This window comes from Amycolatopsis sp. MEPSY49 (assembly GCF_051337345.1).
Classification (GTDB): Bacteria; Actinomycetota; Actinomycetes; order Mycobacteriales; family Pseudonocardiaceae; genus Amycolatopsis.
This window is the reverse complement of record NZ_JBDLYJ010000005.1, coordinates 18,261-34,776: the sequence shown is the minus strand read 5'-3', so window position 1 is coordinate 34,776 and position 16,516 is coordinate 18,261. Positions and strand designations below refer to the sequence as shown.

The following is a 16,516-nucleotide window of genomic DNA, read 5'->3' as shown; positions in this document are numbered from 1 at the left end:
GCTTGTCTGTGGCTGGCTTTGTGCGGCTTCAGGACTTGTTGTCTCGTAACGATCTTCTTGTCGAGGTGCTTGGGCGGGCTCGGGACCTTGGTCTTCCTGACTGGTACCTCACTGCCGGCTGTCTTGTGCAGACCGTGTGGAACGTCCTCACCGGCCGGGCCGCTGGCGATGGCATCAAGGACTTCGATCTCTTCTACTTCGATCGCTCGGATCTGAGCTGGGCGGCCGAAGATCGGGTCATTCGTGCCTGGCGGGACTTTCCCGCCGAGGTCGAAGTGCGGAACGAAGCTCGGGTGCATCTCTGGTACGAAGTCAAGTTCGGTGTTCCCTGCCTGCCCTTTGCTTCCAGTGAGGCCGCCATCGATGCCTTCCCCGCCGTCTGCTCCTGCCTTGGTGTCCGGCTTGAGCCTGATGGCTCCTGGCACTTCTACGCCCCTCACGGCCTCGATGATCTCTTCGGCCTGGTCGTCCGCCCCAACCCCGTGCTCGCGCCGCGGGACGTCTTCGAACGCAAGGCTGCCCGGTGGAAAGCGCAGTGGCCGGAACTCACCGTCTTGACTTCAAGGTAACTCGAAGTTCCAGACTGATGGCATGAAAGCCGTTGCCTTCACCGAGTTCGGTGGCCCCGAAGTACTTCGCGTTCTCGATCTCCCTGAGCCGCACGCCGGACCCGGGGAGGTTCGAGTGCGCGTCAAGGCCGCCGGTGTTCAGCCCTTCGATGCCGCCGTTCGAGCCGGGTGGGAGCCTCCTCAGCTCGTTCTTGGCTGGCCTCGGGTGCCGGGGAACGAGTTCGCCGGCGTTGTCGATGAGGGCGAGCTCGCGCCCGGTACCGAAGTTCTCGGCTTCACCGCCGTGCAGGCCTCCGCCGAGTACATCGTCGTCCCCGTCGGTGACGTCACTCCGAAGCCGCCTGAGATGCCGTGGGATGTTGCCGGGGGCTTCACCGCCGGTACTCAGACCGCCTCCATCGCGCTCGAAGTGCTGCGGCTCGCGGCCGGGGAAACCCTGCTCGTGCACGGGGCCGCCGGGTCCGTGGGGACCGCTGCCGTTCAGCTCGCGCGGCTCGCCGGCGCCACCGTTGTCGGTACCGCGAGCGAGGCCAACCACGACTACCTCCGCGAGCTGGGTGCCATCCCCGTCGGCTACGGCCCGGGGTTGCGGGAACGCCTCGCTCCGCTGGGGGTCGACGTCGTGCTCGACGGAGCTGGTGGGGACGCGCTCGACGTCTCACTCGAATTGGTGAAGGACCGGTCGCGGATCCTCACCCTCGTCGACCACGATCGGGCCGCTGATCTCGGGGTGCTCGTCTCGAAGTCCGGACGCTCCGCTTCCCGGCTCGCGGAGCTGGCGGCCCTCTACGCGAAGGGTGACTTGCGGTTCCACGTGCGCCGGGCCTACCCGTACACCGAGGCAGTGGCCGCGCATCGGGAGATCGAGACCGGGCACGGCCGGGGAAAAATCGTTCTCATGTTTCCCTGATCGTTCCAGCATGTGGGCAACCGGACGTTCCCGACTTTGGTCGGTGGACCACCGGGCGGTCACTACTTAGATTCTCCCCATTACACCCGGTTGGGTGTCATACGGCCGAGTGCCTTCAGGGAGAAATCGATGGTGAGATTCAGCCGGGTCGCCGCGCACGCGGTTCCGCTGACGGTCGGCGCCCTGCTGCTGACCACGGGGGTTTCCGCGGCGCAGCCGTCCACCGTGGACGCGGCGGCCGCGCGCACCGAGGCGGGCATCAACGCGCTGCAGGGCATCAAGAAGAGCCTGACCCCCGCCGAGCGCAAGCAATCGAGCCAGCTGGTCGTGGAGAAGCGGTTGCGGGCCGACCGGTCGCTGGCCGCGAAGCTGCCCGACTACCGCTCCGGCGTCGGCGTCAGCACCGCCGGCACCGTCTCGGTCGACATCGCCGCCAGCCGCGACCAGGCCGTCGCGAGCGCGGTCGAGGCCGTGGGCGGCACTGTCCGCTACGCCGCGGGTGGCGCCGTCCGCGCCGACCTGCCGCTGGCCGCCGTGGACGCCATCGCCGGGCGCGCCGACGTCGCCGAGGTTCGGCCCGCTTCGCAGGCGACCACCTGGAGCGAGTCCGGTAACCAGGATGCCGCCGTGCGGGCCGCCGCCGCGACGCAGGTGTCCGAAGGCGACAAGGCGCACGGTGCCGACGCCGCCCGCGCGACCTACGGCGTCAGCGGATCCGGTGTGAAGGTCTGCGTGCTCTCCGACGGCGTCGACTCGCTCGCGAAGTCGCAGAGCGCCGGCGAACTGCCCACTGTGGACGTCCTGGCAGGCCAGAAGGGCAGCGGCGACGAGGGCACCGCGATGCTGGAGATCATCCACGACCTCGCGCCGAACGCCGCCCTCGGCTTCGCCACCGCGTTCACCAGCGAGGCCAGCTTCGCCGCGAACATCCGCGCGCTGCGCACCACCGGCCACTGCACGATCATCGTCGACGACGTGTCCTACTTCGACGAGTCGCCGTTCCAGGACACGCAGGTCGCGCAGGCGGTCAACGACGTCACCGCGGCCGGCGTCCTGTACTTCTCCTCGGCGGGCAACTCCGGCAACGCGACCGACGGCACGAGCGGCTACTACGAGGGCGACTTCCGGGCGTCGTCGTCGAAGATCAGCGGTGTCACCGGCACCCCGCACGACTTCGACCCGAGCAGCACGACGCAGAACTTCGACGCCCTTTCGGCGGGCTCGCTCGGCCGCCCGGTGACGCTGTTCTGGTCCGACCCGTGGGGCAAGTCCGCCAACGACTACGACCTGTTCATCCTGAACTCCTCGGGCAGCGTCGTGGCCTCCAGCGAGAACGGCCAGTCCGGCGCGCAGAACCCGTACGAGATCGCTTCGGTGCCCACCACGGGCTCCGGCTACAAGGTCGCGGTGGTCAAGTACAGCGGTGCCGACCGGTTCATCGCGCTGAACGTCATCCGCGGCCGGTTCGTGGCCTCGGGCTCGCTCAAGGCGTTCAGCACCAACGGCGTCACGAACGGCCACTCGGCGGCGGCGAACGCGTTCAGCGTGGCGGCGGCCCCGGCGGCGGGCGCGTTCACCCGCCCGCTGGAGACCGGTGACCCGGCCAACCCGGCCGGCCCGTACCCGGGCCAGTTCAGCGCGTCGAGCAAGTGGGAGCGCTTCTCCTCCGACGGCAAGCGTCACCTGTTCTACAACGCGGACGGGTCGGCGATCACGCCGGGCAACGTGTCCTCGACGGGCGGCACGACCCGCAACAAGCCGGACATCACGGCGGCCGACGGCGTGGCGACGTCGGTGGCGGGCTTCCAGCCGTTCTTCGGCACGTCGGCGGCGGCCCCGCACGCGGCGGCGATCGCGGCCCTGCTGCTGTCGGGCAAGCCGACGGCGACGCCGGCCCAGATCCGGTCGGCGCTGGTGTCGTCGGCGATCGACCTGGGCGCGCCCGGCTTCGACACGGTGACGGGCACCGGCGTGATCATGGCCGGCCCGGCTCTGGCCGCGCTGGGTGTCCAGCCGAAGTAGCTCTTTCGCGGAAGAGGGCCCGGCGGTTCGCCGGGCCCTCTTTCATTTCGGCGTGCTGACCGGCAGGTGGAAGCCCAGGCCGCTGTGCCGGTCAGCGGTCGGCGGAGGGATGCTGGGGACCAGTCAAGTCGGCTGCCGGATGAGCCCGCTGCCGTGCTGCTCGAACCGTGACGCCGACGATCCGGCCCCGCAGGCCGCTAGGGTGGCCGAGTTGCCGGGCGAGCCCGGCTCGGAAACTCTCGCGAAGTCCCATGGACGCAGTCTAGGAGGCGAAGTGGCGAAGACGGCGGTGGTGACCGGAGCCGGGTCGGGCATCGGGCGCGCGGTGGCCCGGGCGCTGCTGACCGACGGCTGGTCCGTCGCCTTGGCCGGGCGGCGCGCTGCGGCTCTCGAGGAAACCGCGGCCGGCTTCGACGGTGCCCTCGTCGTGCCCACCGACGTCGCCGACGAGGAGTCGGTTGTCGGGTTGTTCGCCGCCGTTCGCGCCGAGTGGGGGCGGCTCGACCTGCTCTTCAACAACGCCGGCATCGGAGCCGCCGGGACGGTCGCGGATCTGTCCGTCGAGGACTGGAAGCGGACCGTCGACGTCAACCTGACCGGGATGTTCCTCTGCGCGCGGCAGGCGGTCCGGCTCATGCGGGACCAGGACCCGCGCGGCGGGCGGGTCGTCAACAACGGGTCCATCTCCGCGCACGTCCCGCGCCCGGCGAGCGTCGCCTACACCGCGACGAAGCACGCGGTGACCGGGTTGACCCGCTCGATCTCCCTGGACGGCCGGGCGTGGAACGTGGCGTGCGGCCAGATCGACATCGGCAACGCGGCCACGGAGATGACCGAGCGCATGGCGGCGGGCATTCCCCAGGCGGACGGGCGGGTGGTGGCGGAGCCGACGTTCGACGTCGAGCACGTCGCCGATGCCGTGCGGTATATGGCGGAGCTGCCGCTGAGCGCCAACGTGCAGTTCCTCACCATCACCGCGACCACGATGCCGTTCATCGGACGCGGTTGACGCGCCCGAATTCACGGATTCACCGGACATTCCGAAACGCGCCGTTCACAATCGTCCGGCGCGGTCGCCGGATGTTCGCACCGAATTAACCGGCGAGCGGCGCGGCTCGTGATTGTAAGGTGCAGCAAGGGAAAGCGCAGTGCGGCCCGCGCGGCGCCAGTCGATCGGGATCGGTTCGGAGGGGTCCCGATCCGCCCCTGAACAGCGTGATAGCGTCCGCCCGATGCAGACGGCCGGCGGAATGTCCACGGTCATCTCCGCCGAGGTGACCCATTCAGGGCGACCCAGCACCGGCGCCGCGAACCGAACGAATACCCGGTTGTGGCGCCGGCTGGTGATCGTGCTGGGAATTCTCGCCGCGGGCTGCGCGCTCGCCTCCCCCTTCCTCCCGGTGGTGCAGGACACCGCCGAGATCACCTGGCCCGCCGGCACCGACACCCGCCCGGTGAACGCACCGCTCACGGGCTACTGGGCGCAGGACATGCGGGCCGACCTGCCGTGCCCGGCGATCCGGGCGGTCGACGCGCGCAAGCCGGGCGGCGCCACCCTGTTTTCCACGGTTCCGGGCGCGCGCACCGGGAACGGAGCCGGGATGTTCCTGCGGGTCGAGCACGGGGTGCTGACCGCGTTCAGCCGCGGCCGGCAGGTCGCCGCCCAGCCGCTGCCCGCGACCGGGTGCGACGTCCGGTTCTCCTCGTCGGCGACGCGCACGACGCTGACCGTCGCCGGCACCCCCGTGTACGACGCGGGCGGCGACGTGCGCCCGCGGGTCGTCGGGATCTACACCGACATCACGTCGGCGAGCGATCCGATCGCCGGGCTGCGCGTGTCGATCACCCCGGACACCCGCTACCAGTCCGCGCCGACGGCCTTGAAGACCGGGGTCGGCATCGCCGGCGTGCTCGCGCTGGCCGGCTGCCTGATCGCGGTGAACCGGCTCGACCGCGGCGGCGCGCGGCGGGCGCCTCGCTGGGCGCCGGTCGGCTGGTGGAAGCTCACCAAACGCGACTTCACGGTGTTCGGGGTGCTCGGCGCCTGGGTCTTCATCGGGCCGGTCACCTCCGACGACGGCTACATCCTGACCATGGCCAGAGTGGCGTCACAGGTCGGCTACCTGACCAACTACCACCGGTGGTTCGGGGTGGCCGAGGCACCGTTCGGCTGGAACGACCACATCTACGAGCTGATGGCGACGGTCTCCACGGTGCCCCCGTGGATCCGGCTGCCGTCGTTCCTGATCGGCGTGCTCTGCTGGCTGCTGATCAGCCGCGAGGTCATGCCGCGGCTGGGCAACCAGGTCCGCCAGAGCCCGGCGGCGAGCTGGGCCGCGGCGATGGTGTTCCTCGTCTGGTGGCTGCCGTTCGACAACGGGGTGCGCCCCGAGCCGTGGGCCGCGCTGGGCTCGCTGCTCGCGCTGTGCGCGGTCGAGCGCGCGCTCGTCACGCGGCGCCTGCTGCCGCTGTGCCTCGGCCTGGTGGCCGCCGCGTTCGCCCTCGCCGCGACCCCGACCGCCCTGATCGCCGTCGCGCCGTTCCTGGTGGCCGCGCGCCCGCTGGTCCAGCTGCTGCGCGCCCGGGTGCGGGAAGCGGGCTGGGCGGCGGTCCTCGCGCCGATCGCGGCGGCCGGGCTGATCGTGCTCGTCGTCGTGTTCGCCGACCAGACGTTCGCCACCGTGGCGGAGGCGACCCGGTTGCGCGGCCTGGTCGGCCCGAGCGAACCCTGGTACAACGAGCTTTCGCGGTACCAGCTGCTGTTCTCCGATGACGCCGACGGCTCGCTGACGCGGCGGTTCCCGGTGCTGCTGCTCATCCTGTGCACCGGCACCTGCCTGGTCGTGCTGCTGCGTCGCGGCCGGATCCAGGGCGCCGCGCTCGGCCCGGCCCGGCGGTTGATCGGCACCACCGCGTTGTTCTTCCTCCTGCTGGCGCTGACGCCGACCAAGTGGACGCACCACTTCGGCGCGTTCGCGGCGGTCGGTTCGGCGATGGCCGCGCTCACCGCGCTCGCCACGAGCTCGGCGGTGCTGCGGTCGAAGCGCAACCGGGCCGCGTTCACGGCCGGGCTGCTGGTGGTGGCCGCGCTCGCGGCGACCGGACCGAACGCGTACTGGTTCGTCTCGAGCATCGGCGTGCCGTGGTTCGACAAGGCGCCGTCGCTGCACGGCTACCACCTGTCGACCCCGCTGCTGCTCGCGGCGGCGGTCGCCGCGGTGATCGCGTTCGTGGAGAACGTGCGGGCGCAGCGGCCGGGGCCACTGCCACCGCCGACGCAGGAACGACGGCTGCGCGCGCTGAAGCTCGGTTCGATCTCGCTCGTCGTGGTGTGCGGCGTGGTCGTGGCGTTCGAATTCGCCGGCATGGGCAAGGCGATCCAGAAGCAGTGGCACAGCTACAGCCTCGGCGCCGCGAACGTGACGCACCTGTTCGCCGGCAGCGGCAACCTTTCCGACCACGTCATGGTCGAGAAGGACCCGGCGTCGAGCGTGCTCAAGCCGGGGCTGCCGCCGGCCGACCAGGACAACGACACGACTTCCGCCGGGTTCCACACGAAGGCGAAGCCCGGCGACGACCCGCTGGACGACCCGCCGAACGGGCTGAGCACGAGCACCCTGCCGATGTGGAGCAGCTACGGCGCCGAGGAGCGGACCGGCCGCCTGCGCACGTCCTGGTACCAGCTGCCGGGCAACCGGGCGGACGCGCAGCTCGCGATCGCGGTGGCGGCCAAGTCCGGCAAGTCGGCGGGCGTCTGGTTCGAGTTCGGCACGCGGACCCCGGCGGGGGTCGAGGTCGTCAAGTCGGACCAGGTGCACGCCCCGGGGCCGGACACCGAACCGGGCGGTGACCCGTCGAGCACCGGCAAGTGGGCCGACGAGCGGATCGGGATCGGTGACCTGCCGAAGGACGTCACGCTGGTCCGCGTGGTCGCGAAAGACGACGACGTCACCCCGGACGGCTGGGTCGCCGTGACGGCGCCGCGCGTCCCGACGTTCACGACGCTGACCGAGCGGGTCGGCGGCGCACCGGTGTACCTCGACTGGCCGGCGGCGTTCGTGTACCCGCGCATGAACCCCGTGGCCTCGCACGACGGGATCTCCGAGGTACCGGCGTACCGGATCACCGCGGGCACCCTCCAGTCGGAGGCGAACTGGGCGAGCAACGCCCACGGCGGCCCGCTCGGCTGGCTCGAAGAGGTCGCCGACCAGCCCGAAGTGCCGAGTTACCTGGAGGGGGCGCCGGGGCAGCCGTGGGGCCGGCTGATGCGCGTCCAGCCGTACGCCACCGGGCAGCCACCCCACGTCGCGCACGGCGAGGAGACCGTCTGGGGCTGGTGGTCGCCGGGGCCGGGACCCAGGCAGCCGAACGGGACCACGGCCACGCGCTAGCTCCTTCGAAGGCGGGGCAGCCAGGGGTGCTCGCCGAACGTCGTTTCGAGCGCTTCGGCGAGCCAGCGCCGCCGGGGTGCGGCCAGCACCGGCAGCGCGGCGGCGAAGTCCTGTTCGTCCTTGGGCCGGGTGCCCACGGCCTTGGCGAACAACTGCACCTCCGGTGCAAGGTACGGGAGGCCGCCGGGCGAGACCGCGCCGAGCAGCGCGATTTCCCGTCGCACGGCGGGATTGCGCCGGGAAACCCACTCGTCACCCTCGGATTCGTCCAGAATGACCTGGATCCGCCACGGCGCGGACGCCGACGGGCGGCACCAGACGTCGTCGACGCCGGCCGGGAGCACCTCCCCGGGCCGCCAGGGCCGCAGCGTGCCGGGCGGGTCCGCGGCCCACCACTCCCACGACGGCAGCGCCTCCTGGACCGCGAGCTGGTCGCGCCGGGGCACCAGGACGTCGACGTCGGCGTGGTCGCGGAACGCCCGCCCCACGGCCAGTTCGATCGCGTGGCCGCCGGCGATCCACCACGGTGCCCGGCCGCGGGAGAACAGCGTGGCCACTTCGGGCAGCGGCGCGGGATCCCAGGTCACGACAGCCCGATTCCCGCGAGCACCGGGCCGGTGAACGGCGTCGTCGTCACGTCGTGGGCTCGGGACGACCAGACCGCGTGGCCGTGGCCCGACCACAGCGGGGCCACCGGCAGGTCTCGCAACAGCTGGTTCTCCGCCAGCCGGTACAGCTCGCCCGCCTCCTCCGGTGTCGCCGCCGCGTCCGCCAGGGCCAGGTTCTGGCGGAACACCTCGTCCGTGTACCCGGACGCCGAAGCCAGCAGCGACAGCAACTCGTACGGGCTTGCCGTGGCCAGTGAAACGTCCAGTGTGGACGGACCGTCCGCCGCGCCCGGTGCGGGTTGGGCCGTCACCGATACGTCCAGCGACTTGTGCAGCCCGACCACGAGCGTTCGCGTCCATGCCTCGGTCGAAGGTGCGAAGTAGACAGTCGCGCCGCCGGGGAAGGATGCCTGCTGCAGCAATGCTTTCCCCGCCGCCGCGTCGAAGCTGCACGGGCGGCACGTGCCCGATCGCTCGCCCGGTGCGTCCGCCGGGGGCAGCAGGGCCTTGGCCGGGTCGACCTGGTGCGCGAGCGGGCCCGCTTCGAGAGCCCCTCGGTCGATGCCGAGTGCGAAGCCGTGCCGGACGGTCGGGTCGGCGAAGCGGGGGTTCGTCACCGGGAACGCCAGGTAGCCCGCCCGCGGGAGCGCCCACGTCGCGTGGTGGTCGTCGCCGAAGTCGGTGTGCATCGCGTCGTGCTTCTCGCCCGGGACCTCGGTCGCGATGTCGAGCGTGCCCGCCTTGACCGCGTCGTACTGGGCCGCCGGGTCGCCGACGCGCAGGTCGATCTCCTCGGCCTTTCCGGAACCGACGCGCTTCAGCGTGCCGCCCGAGCCGGGCCGCCACGGGCCTTCGAGCCGGTACGGGCCGTTGCCGACCGGCGCCTTCGCGAAGCCGGCCCAGTCGTGGGAGGCGAGCACCGACGCGGGCAGCGGCACCAGGCCGGGTGCGGACAGCACTGCGGGCACCTGACCCGACGGCCGGTCCAGGACGAGGGTGATCGTGTCCGGAGTGGGCGCCGTGATCTCCCGTGCGCGCAACAACTTCGTCAGAACAGCGGAAGAAGCCCACTGTTCGCCGGCGATCGCCTTCCAGGTGTCCACATAGGACTGAGCGGTGACCGGGGTGCCGTCGTGGAACTTCGCCGGCCGCAGCTTGACCGTCCAGCGCACTCGGTCGGTGCTCTCGATCGACTCGGCCGCGCGCGGCGTGACCTTGCCGGTCGCCGCGTCGTAGTCGGCCAGCGGCGTCCACAGCGCGCCGGTCACCAGCCGGCCCGCCTGGTCGGTGACGTCGGCCGGCAGGAGCGTCGCCGGCTCCCGGATGCCGGCCGACAGGACGCCGGGCCGGGCGGGGTCGGAAGCGGAACAGCCCGTGACGGCGAGGGCCACGACGGCGAGCAGGGCGAGCAGGCGCATGGGCCAGTCCTACCAGCCAGGAGGCAACCAAAGGTGGTTGTGTCCGGTTGATCTCCGTCGTACCGTTCGCTGGACACGCGTTCTGGGAGGTTTCGTGCGCACCTGGCTCCGGTCGTGCTTCGCCGCCGTCACCGTCAGCGCCACGCTGGTCGCGACCGGGTTTCCGGCCGCCGCTTGCGGCGAGGACGACAAGCCCGCGGTCCCGGCCGCGCGCACCCTGGGCGACCCGGGGGCGATCAAGAACGTCAAGGCCGTCGGCAGCGTCCCGGACGCCGCCGGCGCCATCTCGGTCAACTTCCTCGACTACGGCCGCCGTGACGTCATGGTCGTGTCCGGCGAGTTCGGGCTCAAGGTCTACGACCTGACGAAGAACCCGGCCGCGCCCAAGCTGGTCGGGCAGGTCAGCCTGCCGGGGCTGTGGGAGACCGAGGACACCGAGGTCGACCCGGTCCGCAAGCTGGTGTTCCTCTCCCGCGACCCGCGCGCGTTCGGCGGCACGACGCACACCGGCGAGTCCGGCATCTACGTCGTCGACGTCTCGAAGCCGGAGGCGCCGGCGATCCTCAGCTACACGAAGGTCCCGGCCGGCCACACGACCAGCTGCGTCGACGGCTGCCGCTACCTCTGGACCGGCGGCCCGGCGAAGGCCGACGACCAGCCCGCCGACTGGGGCGGGCGCCCGATCTGGGTCACCGACATCCGCGACCCGCGGCACCCGAAGGTCAACCCGCAGCCCATCGAGCTGGCTCGCAACGACGGCAAGACCGACTACGTCCACGACGTCCAGGTGGACGACAACGGCGTGGCCTGGGTGTCCGGCCGCGGCGGCGTGCGCGGCTACTGGACGAACGGCGTGCACCGCGACCCGGTTGCCGGGAAGGTTCGCCGCGCCACCGCGCACGAGCCGATCCCGTACGCCGGCGGCGGCATCGCCGAGACGGCCGCGCCCTCGCGGTTCATGCACAACAGCTTCCACCCGGCGGGCCACCGCGTCGGCGACGGCGCGTGGCGCGGCCAGGACCTGATCTACGCGACGGAGGAGAACTTCGTCGACGGCTGCGCGGGCGACGGCGTCCTGACGATCTCGTCCCTGGCCGGCTCGTACCACGGCGAAGGCTGGCGTTCGACGCCCTCGCAGCCGTTCCGGTTGCAGAGCGTGGGCACGTGGAGCGTCAACGGCCAAGAGGGCAGCGACCCGGCGTCGGACGACTGTTCGGCGCACTACTTCGACGTCCGCGGCAAGATCCTGGTGCAGTCGTTCTACTCGCAGGGCACGCGGTTCCTCGACGTCAGCGACCCGACGAACCCGCGCCAGATCGCGTACTACCGCCCGGGCGACGCGAGCGCGTGGGCGCCGTACTGGCACGGCAAGTACGTCTACGTCGCGGACAACGCCCGCGGCGTAGACGTCCTGCAGCTGACCGCCTAGGACTTCAGCCAGACAGCGGTGTCCGTCGGCAGCTCGCCGTCCACCGGGCCGCTGGCCAGCAGGACTTGGCCGGTCGGCAGCGGTACCGGCTCGGCCGAGAAGTTCAGCGCGAAGGTGAACTCCGTGCCGAGCCGGAACGCCAGTACCCCGTCACCGAGGTCGAGCCACTCCAGCGTGCCCGTGGGGAGGTCCCGCCGCAGGCGCAGGCCTTCCCGGTACAGCGACAGCATCGACGCCGGGTCCGCCGCCTCCGCTTCCGCCGTGTAGTCCCGCCAGGCAGTCGGCTGCGGCAGCCACGCGCCGCCGGAACCGAAGCCGAACGGCGGCTCGTCGCCCGACCACGGGATCGGGACGCGGCAGCCGTCGCGGCCCGGGTCGGCGCCGTTCGTGCGGGCCCACACCGGGTCCTGGCGCAGCTCGTCGGCGATATCCAGGACTTCCCACAACCCCAGCTCTTCGCCCTGGTAGACATACAGGCCGCCGGGCAGCGCCAGCGTCAGCAACGCCGCTGCCCGCGCGCGCCGGGTACCGAGTGCGCGGTCCACCGGCAGCTCGTGCAGCCGGTTGGCGAACGAGAACCCCGTGTCGCCTTGGCGGCCGTAGCGCGTCACGTGCCGCGTGACGTCGTGGTTCGACAGCACCCACGCCGCCGGCGCGCCGACCTCGTCGTGCGCCCGCAGCGTCCGGTCGATGACGTCCCGGAAACGCTTGCTGTCCCACGGGCAGACCAGGAAGTCGAAGTTGAACGCCGAGTGCAGCTCGTCGCGGCGCAGGTAGCGCGCCGCCCGGGACATGTCCGGCAGCCACATCTCGCCGACCAGCACGCGCTCGCCCGGGTAGCTGTCGACGATCTTGCGCCACGAGCGGTAGATCTCGTGCAGGCCCTCCTGGTCGGAGAACGGCGTTTCGTCGCCGTCTTCGACGTCGGGCAGTGCCGGGTCCTTCACCAGGCCGTCGGCGACGTCGATGCGGAAGCCGTCGACCCCGCGGTCGAACCAGAACCGCAGCACGTCCTCGAACTCCGTGCGGATTTCCGGGTTGTCCCAGTTGAAGTCGGGCTGGCGCGAGCTGTAGAGGTGCAGGTACCACTCGCCGTCCGGCACGCGCGTCCACGCGGACCCGCCGAAGCGCGACTTCCAGTTGTTGGGCGGTTCGCCGCCGTCCGGACCGCGTCCGGGCCGGAACCAGAACCGTTGCCGCTCCGGCGATCCCGGGCCCGCGGCCAGCGCCGCCTGGAACCAGTGGTGCTCGTCGGAGCAGTGGTTGGGCACGATGTCGATGATCACCCGGATGTTCCGGGCGTGGGCCTCGGCGATCAGCTCCTCGGCTTCGGCGAGCGTGCCGAAGAGCGGTTCGATGTCGCGGAAGTCGGCGACGTCGTAGCCGCCGTCGTCCATCGGGGACGGGTACCACGGGGTGAACCAGATCGCGTCGATCCCCAGGTCGGCCAGGTGGTCCAGCCGGGAGCGGACGCCGGCGAGGTCGCCGACGCCGTCGCCGTTGCCGTCCGCGAAGCTGCGGATGTACACCTGGTAAATGGCCGCGCTCCGCCACCAGCCGGTCTTGTCGGTCACGAAAGTGCCCCTCCTGAGTCGTTTGGGAAGTCAGCCCTTGATGGAGCCGGCGGTCAGCCCGGCGAGGATCTGCCGCTGGAACGCCAGGAACAGCGCGACCATCGGCAGGCTGGCCAGCACCATCCCGGCGACGAGCACGTTGAGCGGCATGTCGATCGCCACCCGCTGCAGCATCACCGAGAGCGTCTGCTTTTCGGTGTCCGGGAACACCAGCAGCGGCCAGATGAAGTCCTTCCACGCGGTGACCACCGCGAGGATCGACACCACGGCCAGGATCGGCCGCGAGATCGGCAGGATGATCCGCCAGAGCGTGCGCACCGGCCCGGCGCCGTCGATGCGCGCCGCTTCGATGAGCTCGTCCGGGATCTGGTCGAAGAACCGCTTCAGCAGGTAGATGTTGAACGCGTTCGCGGCCGCCGGGAGCCAGACCGCGGTCGGCGAGTTGATCAGGTTGAGGTGCAGCAGCGGCAGATCCGTCACCGTCACGTACGTCGGGACGAGCAACGCCGTCGCCGGCAGCATCAGCGTGGCCAGCATCAGCCCGAGCACGACGTTGCCGAACTTCGGTCGCAGCTTCGACAGTGCGAACGCGGCCGGGACGTCGATGGCCAGCTGAGCCAGCCACGCGCCGCCGGCGACGACCAGCGTGTTGAGGAAGTACTTGCCCAGGCTCAGCTGGTTCCACGCGTCGGCGAAGGTCTCCGGGTGCCACTCGTGCGGGACGAGCGTCGCCGGCGTCGCGGCGAGTTCCTGCGGTGACTTCATCGCCCCGGTGACCGCCCAGTAGAGCGGGAACATGAAGGCGAGGACGAAGATCGCCAGCGTGCAGGCGAAGACGACGCCGTAGACGACCTTGCCGCGCGGGCTGCGCAACGCGGCGGGCGAAACGAGGGTCCTCATGACTGGTCCGCCTTCCGCGTCAGCCGGACGTACCACGCGGAGAACACGCCGAGCGCCACGAACAGCAGCAGGCTCATCGCGCTCGCCGAGCCGAAGTCGTTGTAGACGAAGGCGTACCGGTACAGGAGCAGGAGCACGGTGACCGTCGAGTCGTCCGGGCCGCCGCCGGTCATCACGTACGGCTCGGTGAACACCTGCATGGTCGCGACGATCTGCAGCAGGAGCAGCACCAGCAGGACGAACCGCGTCTGCGGGAACGTGACGTGCCGCAGGCGTTTCCACAGCCCGGCGCCGTCGAGTTCCGCGGCTTCGTAGAGCTCGCCGGGGATCGTGCCGAGCGCGGCCAGGTAGATGAGCGTGGTGCTGCCCATGTTGGCCCACGTCGAGACGAACACCAGCGACAGCATCGCCGTGCCGGACGAGTCGAGCCACTGGCCGCCGGGCAGGCCGACCGCGCCGAGCGCGGAGTTGAACAGGCCGGGACCCGGGTCGTAGAACCACTTCCACATCAGCGCCGTCACGACCGGCGGCAGCATCACCGGCAGGTAGACGGCGAGCCGGAAGAACGCCTTGGCGTGCCTCAGTTCGTTCAGGAGCACCGCGGTCAGGAACGGGACGGCGAAGCCGAAGACCAGTGCGAGCCCGGTGAACAGCAGCGTGTTGCGCCAGGCGACGCCGAAGAGCGGGTCTTCGAACAAGCGCTGGAAGTTGTCGAATCCGACCCAGGACGGCGCGTTGACGAAGTCGACCTGCTGGAAGCTCAGCAGGACGCCGCGGACGATCGGGTACCAGGAGAACAGGGCGAACACCACGAGCGCGGCGCAGAGCAGGCCGTACGCGGTGAGGTTCTCCTTGATCTTCCGCTTGAGGCGGCTGCGGCGGCGTTCTTCCGGCGAGGCAGCCGGGCGCCTGGCCCGCGACGAGGACGTCGCGGGCCAGGCGAGCAGGCTACTTGACCTGGGCGAGGACACTGTTGACCTTCGAAGCGGCCGACGACAGCTGCTGGTCGAGGTTCGCGTTCTGGTCGGTCAGCACGGCCTGCATCACGCTGTCGAGCGCGGCGTAGATCTGCTGCGCGTTCGGCGGCTCGATGCTGCCCTTGATCTTGCTGGTCGTGTCCACATAGGACTGGTAATTCTTCGCGGGAACGTTGGCGTACTTGGCCTTCAGGGCCAGCTGCTGCTCGCGGACCGAGCCGGTCCAGACGTCCGGGGTCGGCTCGGCGGGCAGGCCGACCGGCTGCTTGCCGTCGACGTACTGCTGGATGTGCTTCTCGAAGCGGTCCGGGTTGAGGTACTTCCACTGGATCCACTCGAGGCCGGCCTTGACCTTCTCCGGCGAGGCCTTCGGGTTGATCATGTAGCCCTCGCCGCCGAGCAGCGTGCCCTGGCCGCCGGGCATGCCGGCGACGCCGTAGTCCTCGTACTTGCCGTTGAACTGCTTGACGAGCACGGGCACGTTGTCCGGGGCGGCCATGTACATGCCGAGCTGGCCGGCGCCCATCATGCGCTGCACGTCGGTGGCTTCGAGGAGCTGCTTGGCGCCCATCGAGTTGTCCGTCCAGCGCATGTCGTGCAGGTACTGGAGGGCCTGCTTGCCCTTGTCGTTGTTGAAGTCGGCGACCCACTTGTCGCCGTCCTTGCGGGCGATGTCGCCGCCCATGGAGTACAGCCAGCCGGTCAGGTGCCAGCCGCCCTGGTTGTTCTTGCTGTAGTCGGCGTACCCGACGACGCCGTTGCCCAGCGCGGCGATCTTCTTCGCGTCTTCGCGGACTTCATCCCAGGTGGCCGGCGGCTTGTCGGGGTCGAGCCCGGCCTTCTGGAACAGCGGGCGGCTGTAGAGCAGGCCCATCGTGTAGTTCATCGTCGGCAGGCCGTAGAGCTTGCCGCTGGAGTCGCGGAAGTTGTCCAGCAGTTCCGGCTTGATGTCGTTGATGTGCGGAACGCTCTTCGCGGCTTCCGTGATGTCGGCGGCTTGGTGCCGCGCGATGATCTGCGCCGGGTCGGTGAAGTAGACGTAGTAGACGTCCTCGAGCTGCCCGCCGGCGAGCTTCGCGGAGAACGTCTTCGGGTCCATGAACCCTTCGTGCGGATCGATGTCGATGTTCGGGTGGGAAGCCTCGAACTCCTTGACGTCGGCGTCGAAGACGCTGCGCTCGAACGGCTGGCTGGTCGGCGGCTGGCCGGTGACCGTGATCTTCACCTTGCCGCCCGGCTGGGCGGCGGTGTCCCCGTCACCGCAGGCGGCCATGCCCAGGGCCAGGCCACCTGCGGCAAGCAGGCACAACGTGCGGCGGGACGCGGATCGGGACCAGGGACTGCTCATCTCAAGCCTCTTCTCGGGGTCGCGACGGCTGTCACGTGATTGCGGTCACTCTAAAGTGTCGGAGCAGATCGACGCAATAATACGACGAGAAGTTGCAAGTTACGAACAGGCTGCGACTGGCTGGCGTCCGGCAGGGCGCAGGGGTGCGCAAGCGGCGTGACTCGGGCACGCCGAAGAGCCCGACGGCGGGTGCCGTCGGGCTTCCAGTGGGCGGCGAGGCGAGGTCCCGAGTGCCCGGCCCGAGCGCCCCAATGTGGCCTTCGGTGCGTCAGATGCACCCAATGTGGCCTTCGGTGCGTGAGACGCAACCAATGCGGCCTTGGGGCGCTTGAGTCCGGACGTGCGGAAGTGCGCGGCGGCTCGCGAGCCG

Annotated in this window: 12 protein-coding genes; 6 read left to right on the top strand and 6 right to left on the bottom strand. The window is 70.6% G+C overall.

Annotated elements, in window-relative coordinates; genetic code table 11:
• Nucleotides 1-8 precede the first annotated feature (8 nt).
• The 5 genes from ABFJ78_RS23280 (at nucleotide 9) to ABFJ78_RS23260 (ending at nucleotide 7,892) form a co-directional block, all read left to right on the top strand.
• Nucleotides 9-569 carry a nucleotidyltransferase family protein gene (locus ABFJ78_RS23280; RefSeq protein ID WP_436388999.1) on the top strand — a complete coding sequence of 187 codons (561 nt, stop codon included), beginning with the start codon at nucleotides 9-11 and terminating at the stop codon, nucleotides 567-569.
• A gap of 22 nt (nucleotides 570-591) precedes the next feature.
• Entirely contained in the window at nucleotides 592-1,479 is an 888-nt protein-coding gene (locus ABFJ78_RS23275) for an NADP-dependent oxidoreductase (RefSeq protein ID WP_436388461.1), read from the top strand.
• 129 nt (nucleotides 1,480-1,608) lie between these two features.
• Complete coding sequence (locus ABFJ78_RS23270; RefSeq protein WP_436388460.1) at nucleotides 1,609-3,501, top strand: S8 family serine peptidase; 1,893 nt, start codon at nucleotides 1,609-1,611, stop codon at nucleotides 3,499-3,501.
• A 274-nt stretch (nucleotides 3,502-3,775) separates the two neighbouring features.
• The gene (locus tag ABFJ78_RS23265) at nucleotides 3,776-4,510 is read left to right on the top strand and encodes an SDR family oxidoreductase (RefSeq protein ID WP_436388459.1); all 735 of its coding nucleotides are present in this window, start codon (nucleotides 3,776-3,778) and stop codon (nucleotides 4,508-4,510) included.
• Between the two features lie 223 nt (nucleotides 4,511-4,733).
• A complete protein-coding gene (locus ABFJ78_RS23260) occupies nucleotides 4,734-7,892 on the top strand; it encodes an arabinosyltransferase domain-containing protein (RefSeq protein WP_436388458.1) in 3,159 nt (1,052 codons plus the stop codon).
• On the opposite strand, the gene ABFJ78_RS23255 is transcribed toward ABFJ78_RS23260, so the two are convergent.
• Both ABFJ78_RS23255 and ABFJ78_RS23250 read right to left on the bottom strand, forming a co-directional pair.
• Nucleotides 7,889-8,479, bottom strand: coding sequence for a nucleotidyltransferase domain-containing protein (locus ABFJ78_RS23255; protein ID WP_436388457.1), 591 nt, complete (start codon nucleotides 8,477-8,479; stop codon nucleotides 7,889-7,891). The two genes, ABFJ78_RS23260 and ABFJ78_RS23255, sit on opposite strands and share 4 nt — an antisense overlap.
• Nucleotides 8,476-9,918 carry a peptide ABC transporter substrate-binding protein gene (locus tag ABFJ78_RS23250; RefSeq protein ID WP_436388456.1) on the bottom strand — a complete coding sequence of 481 codons (1,443 nt, stop codon included), beginning with the start codon at nucleotides 9,916-9,918 and terminating at the stop codon, nucleotides 8,476-8,478. Before ABFJ78_RS23250 ends, ABFJ78_RS23255 begins: the two co-directional genes overlap by 4 nt.
• Before the next feature lie 94 nt (nucleotides 9,919-10,012).
• Between ABFJ78_RS23250 and ABFJ78_RS23245 the strand changes: the two genes are divergently transcribed.
• Nucleotides 10,013-11,347: an LVIVD repeat-containing protein gene (locus ABFJ78_RS23245; RefSeq protein ID WP_436388455.1), complete on the top strand. Its 1,335-nt coding sequence runs from the start codon at nucleotides 10,013-10,015 to the stop codon at nucleotides 11,345-11,347.
• Here ABFJ78_RS23245 and ABFJ78_RS23240 read toward each other — a convergent pair.
• Genes ABFJ78_RS23240 through ABFJ78_RS23225 form a run of 4 tightly spaced genes read right to left on the bottom strand, consistent with a single transcriptional unit; the run spans nucleotide 11,344 to nucleotide 16,146 of the window.
• Nucleotides 11,344-12,921 (bottom strand): glycoside hydrolase family 13 protein, encoded by a 1,578-nt coding sequence (locus ABFJ78_RS23240; RefSeq protein WP_436388454.1) that lies wholly within the window; start codon nucleotides 12,919-12,921, stop codon nucleotides 11,344-11,346. The genes ABFJ78_RS23245 and ABFJ78_RS23240 overlap by 4 nt on opposite strands.
• A 30-nt stretch (nucleotides 12,922-12,951) precedes the next feature.
• Nucleotides 12,952-13,821, bottom strand: coding sequence for a carbohydrate ABC transporter permease (locus ABFJ78_RS23235; protein ID WP_436388453.1), 870 nt, complete (start codon nucleotides 13,819-13,821; stop codon nucleotides 12,952-12,954).
• The gene (locus ABFJ78_RS23230) at nucleotides 13,818-14,792 is read right to left on the bottom strand and encodes a carbohydrate ABC transporter permease (RefSeq protein WP_436388452.1); all 975 of its coding nucleotides are present in this window, start codon (nucleotides 14,790-14,792) and stop codon (nucleotides 13,818-13,820) included. Before ABFJ78_RS23230 ends, ABFJ78_RS23235 begins: the two co-directional genes overlap by 4 nt.
• Nucleotides 14,770-16,146 (bottom strand): ABC transporter substrate-binding protein, encoded by a 1,377-nt coding sequence (locus tag ABFJ78_RS23225; protein ID WP_436388451.1) that lies wholly within the window; start codon nucleotides 16,144-16,146, stop codon nucleotides 14,770-14,772. Before ABFJ78_RS23225 ends, ABFJ78_RS23230 begins: the two co-directional genes overlap by 23 nt.
• Nucleotides 16,147-16,516: the final 370 nt, after the last annotated feature.

Excerpts from the sequence above, each read along its gene's own strand:
- ABFJ78_RS23275 (WP_436388461.1), top strand. The coding sequence starts at position 592 with ATGAAAGCCGTTGCCTTCACCGAGTTCGGTGGCCCCGAAGTACTTCGC.
- ABFJ78_RS23270 (WP_436388460.1), top strand. The coding sequence starts at position 1,609 with ATGGTGAGATTCAGCCGGGTCGCCGCGCACGCGGTTCCGCTGACGGTC.
- ABFJ78_RS23260 (WP_436388458.1), top strand. The coding sequence starts at position 4,734 with ATGCAGACGGCCGGCGGAATGTCCACGGTCATCTCCGCCGAGGTGACC.
- ABFJ78_RS23250 (WP_436388456.1), bottom strand. The coding sequence starts at position 9,918 with ATGCGCCTGCTCGCCCTGCTCGCCGTCGTGGCCCTCGCCGTCACGGGC.
- ABFJ78_RS23235 (WP_436388453.1), bottom strand. The coding sequence starts at position 13,821 with ATGAGGACCCTCGTTTCGCCCGCCGCGTTGCGCAGCCCGCGCGGCAAG.
- ABFJ78_RS23225 (WP_436388451.1), bottom strand. The coding sequence starts at position 16,146 with ATGAGCAGTCCCTGGTCCCGATCCGCGTCCCGCCGCACGTTGTGCCTG.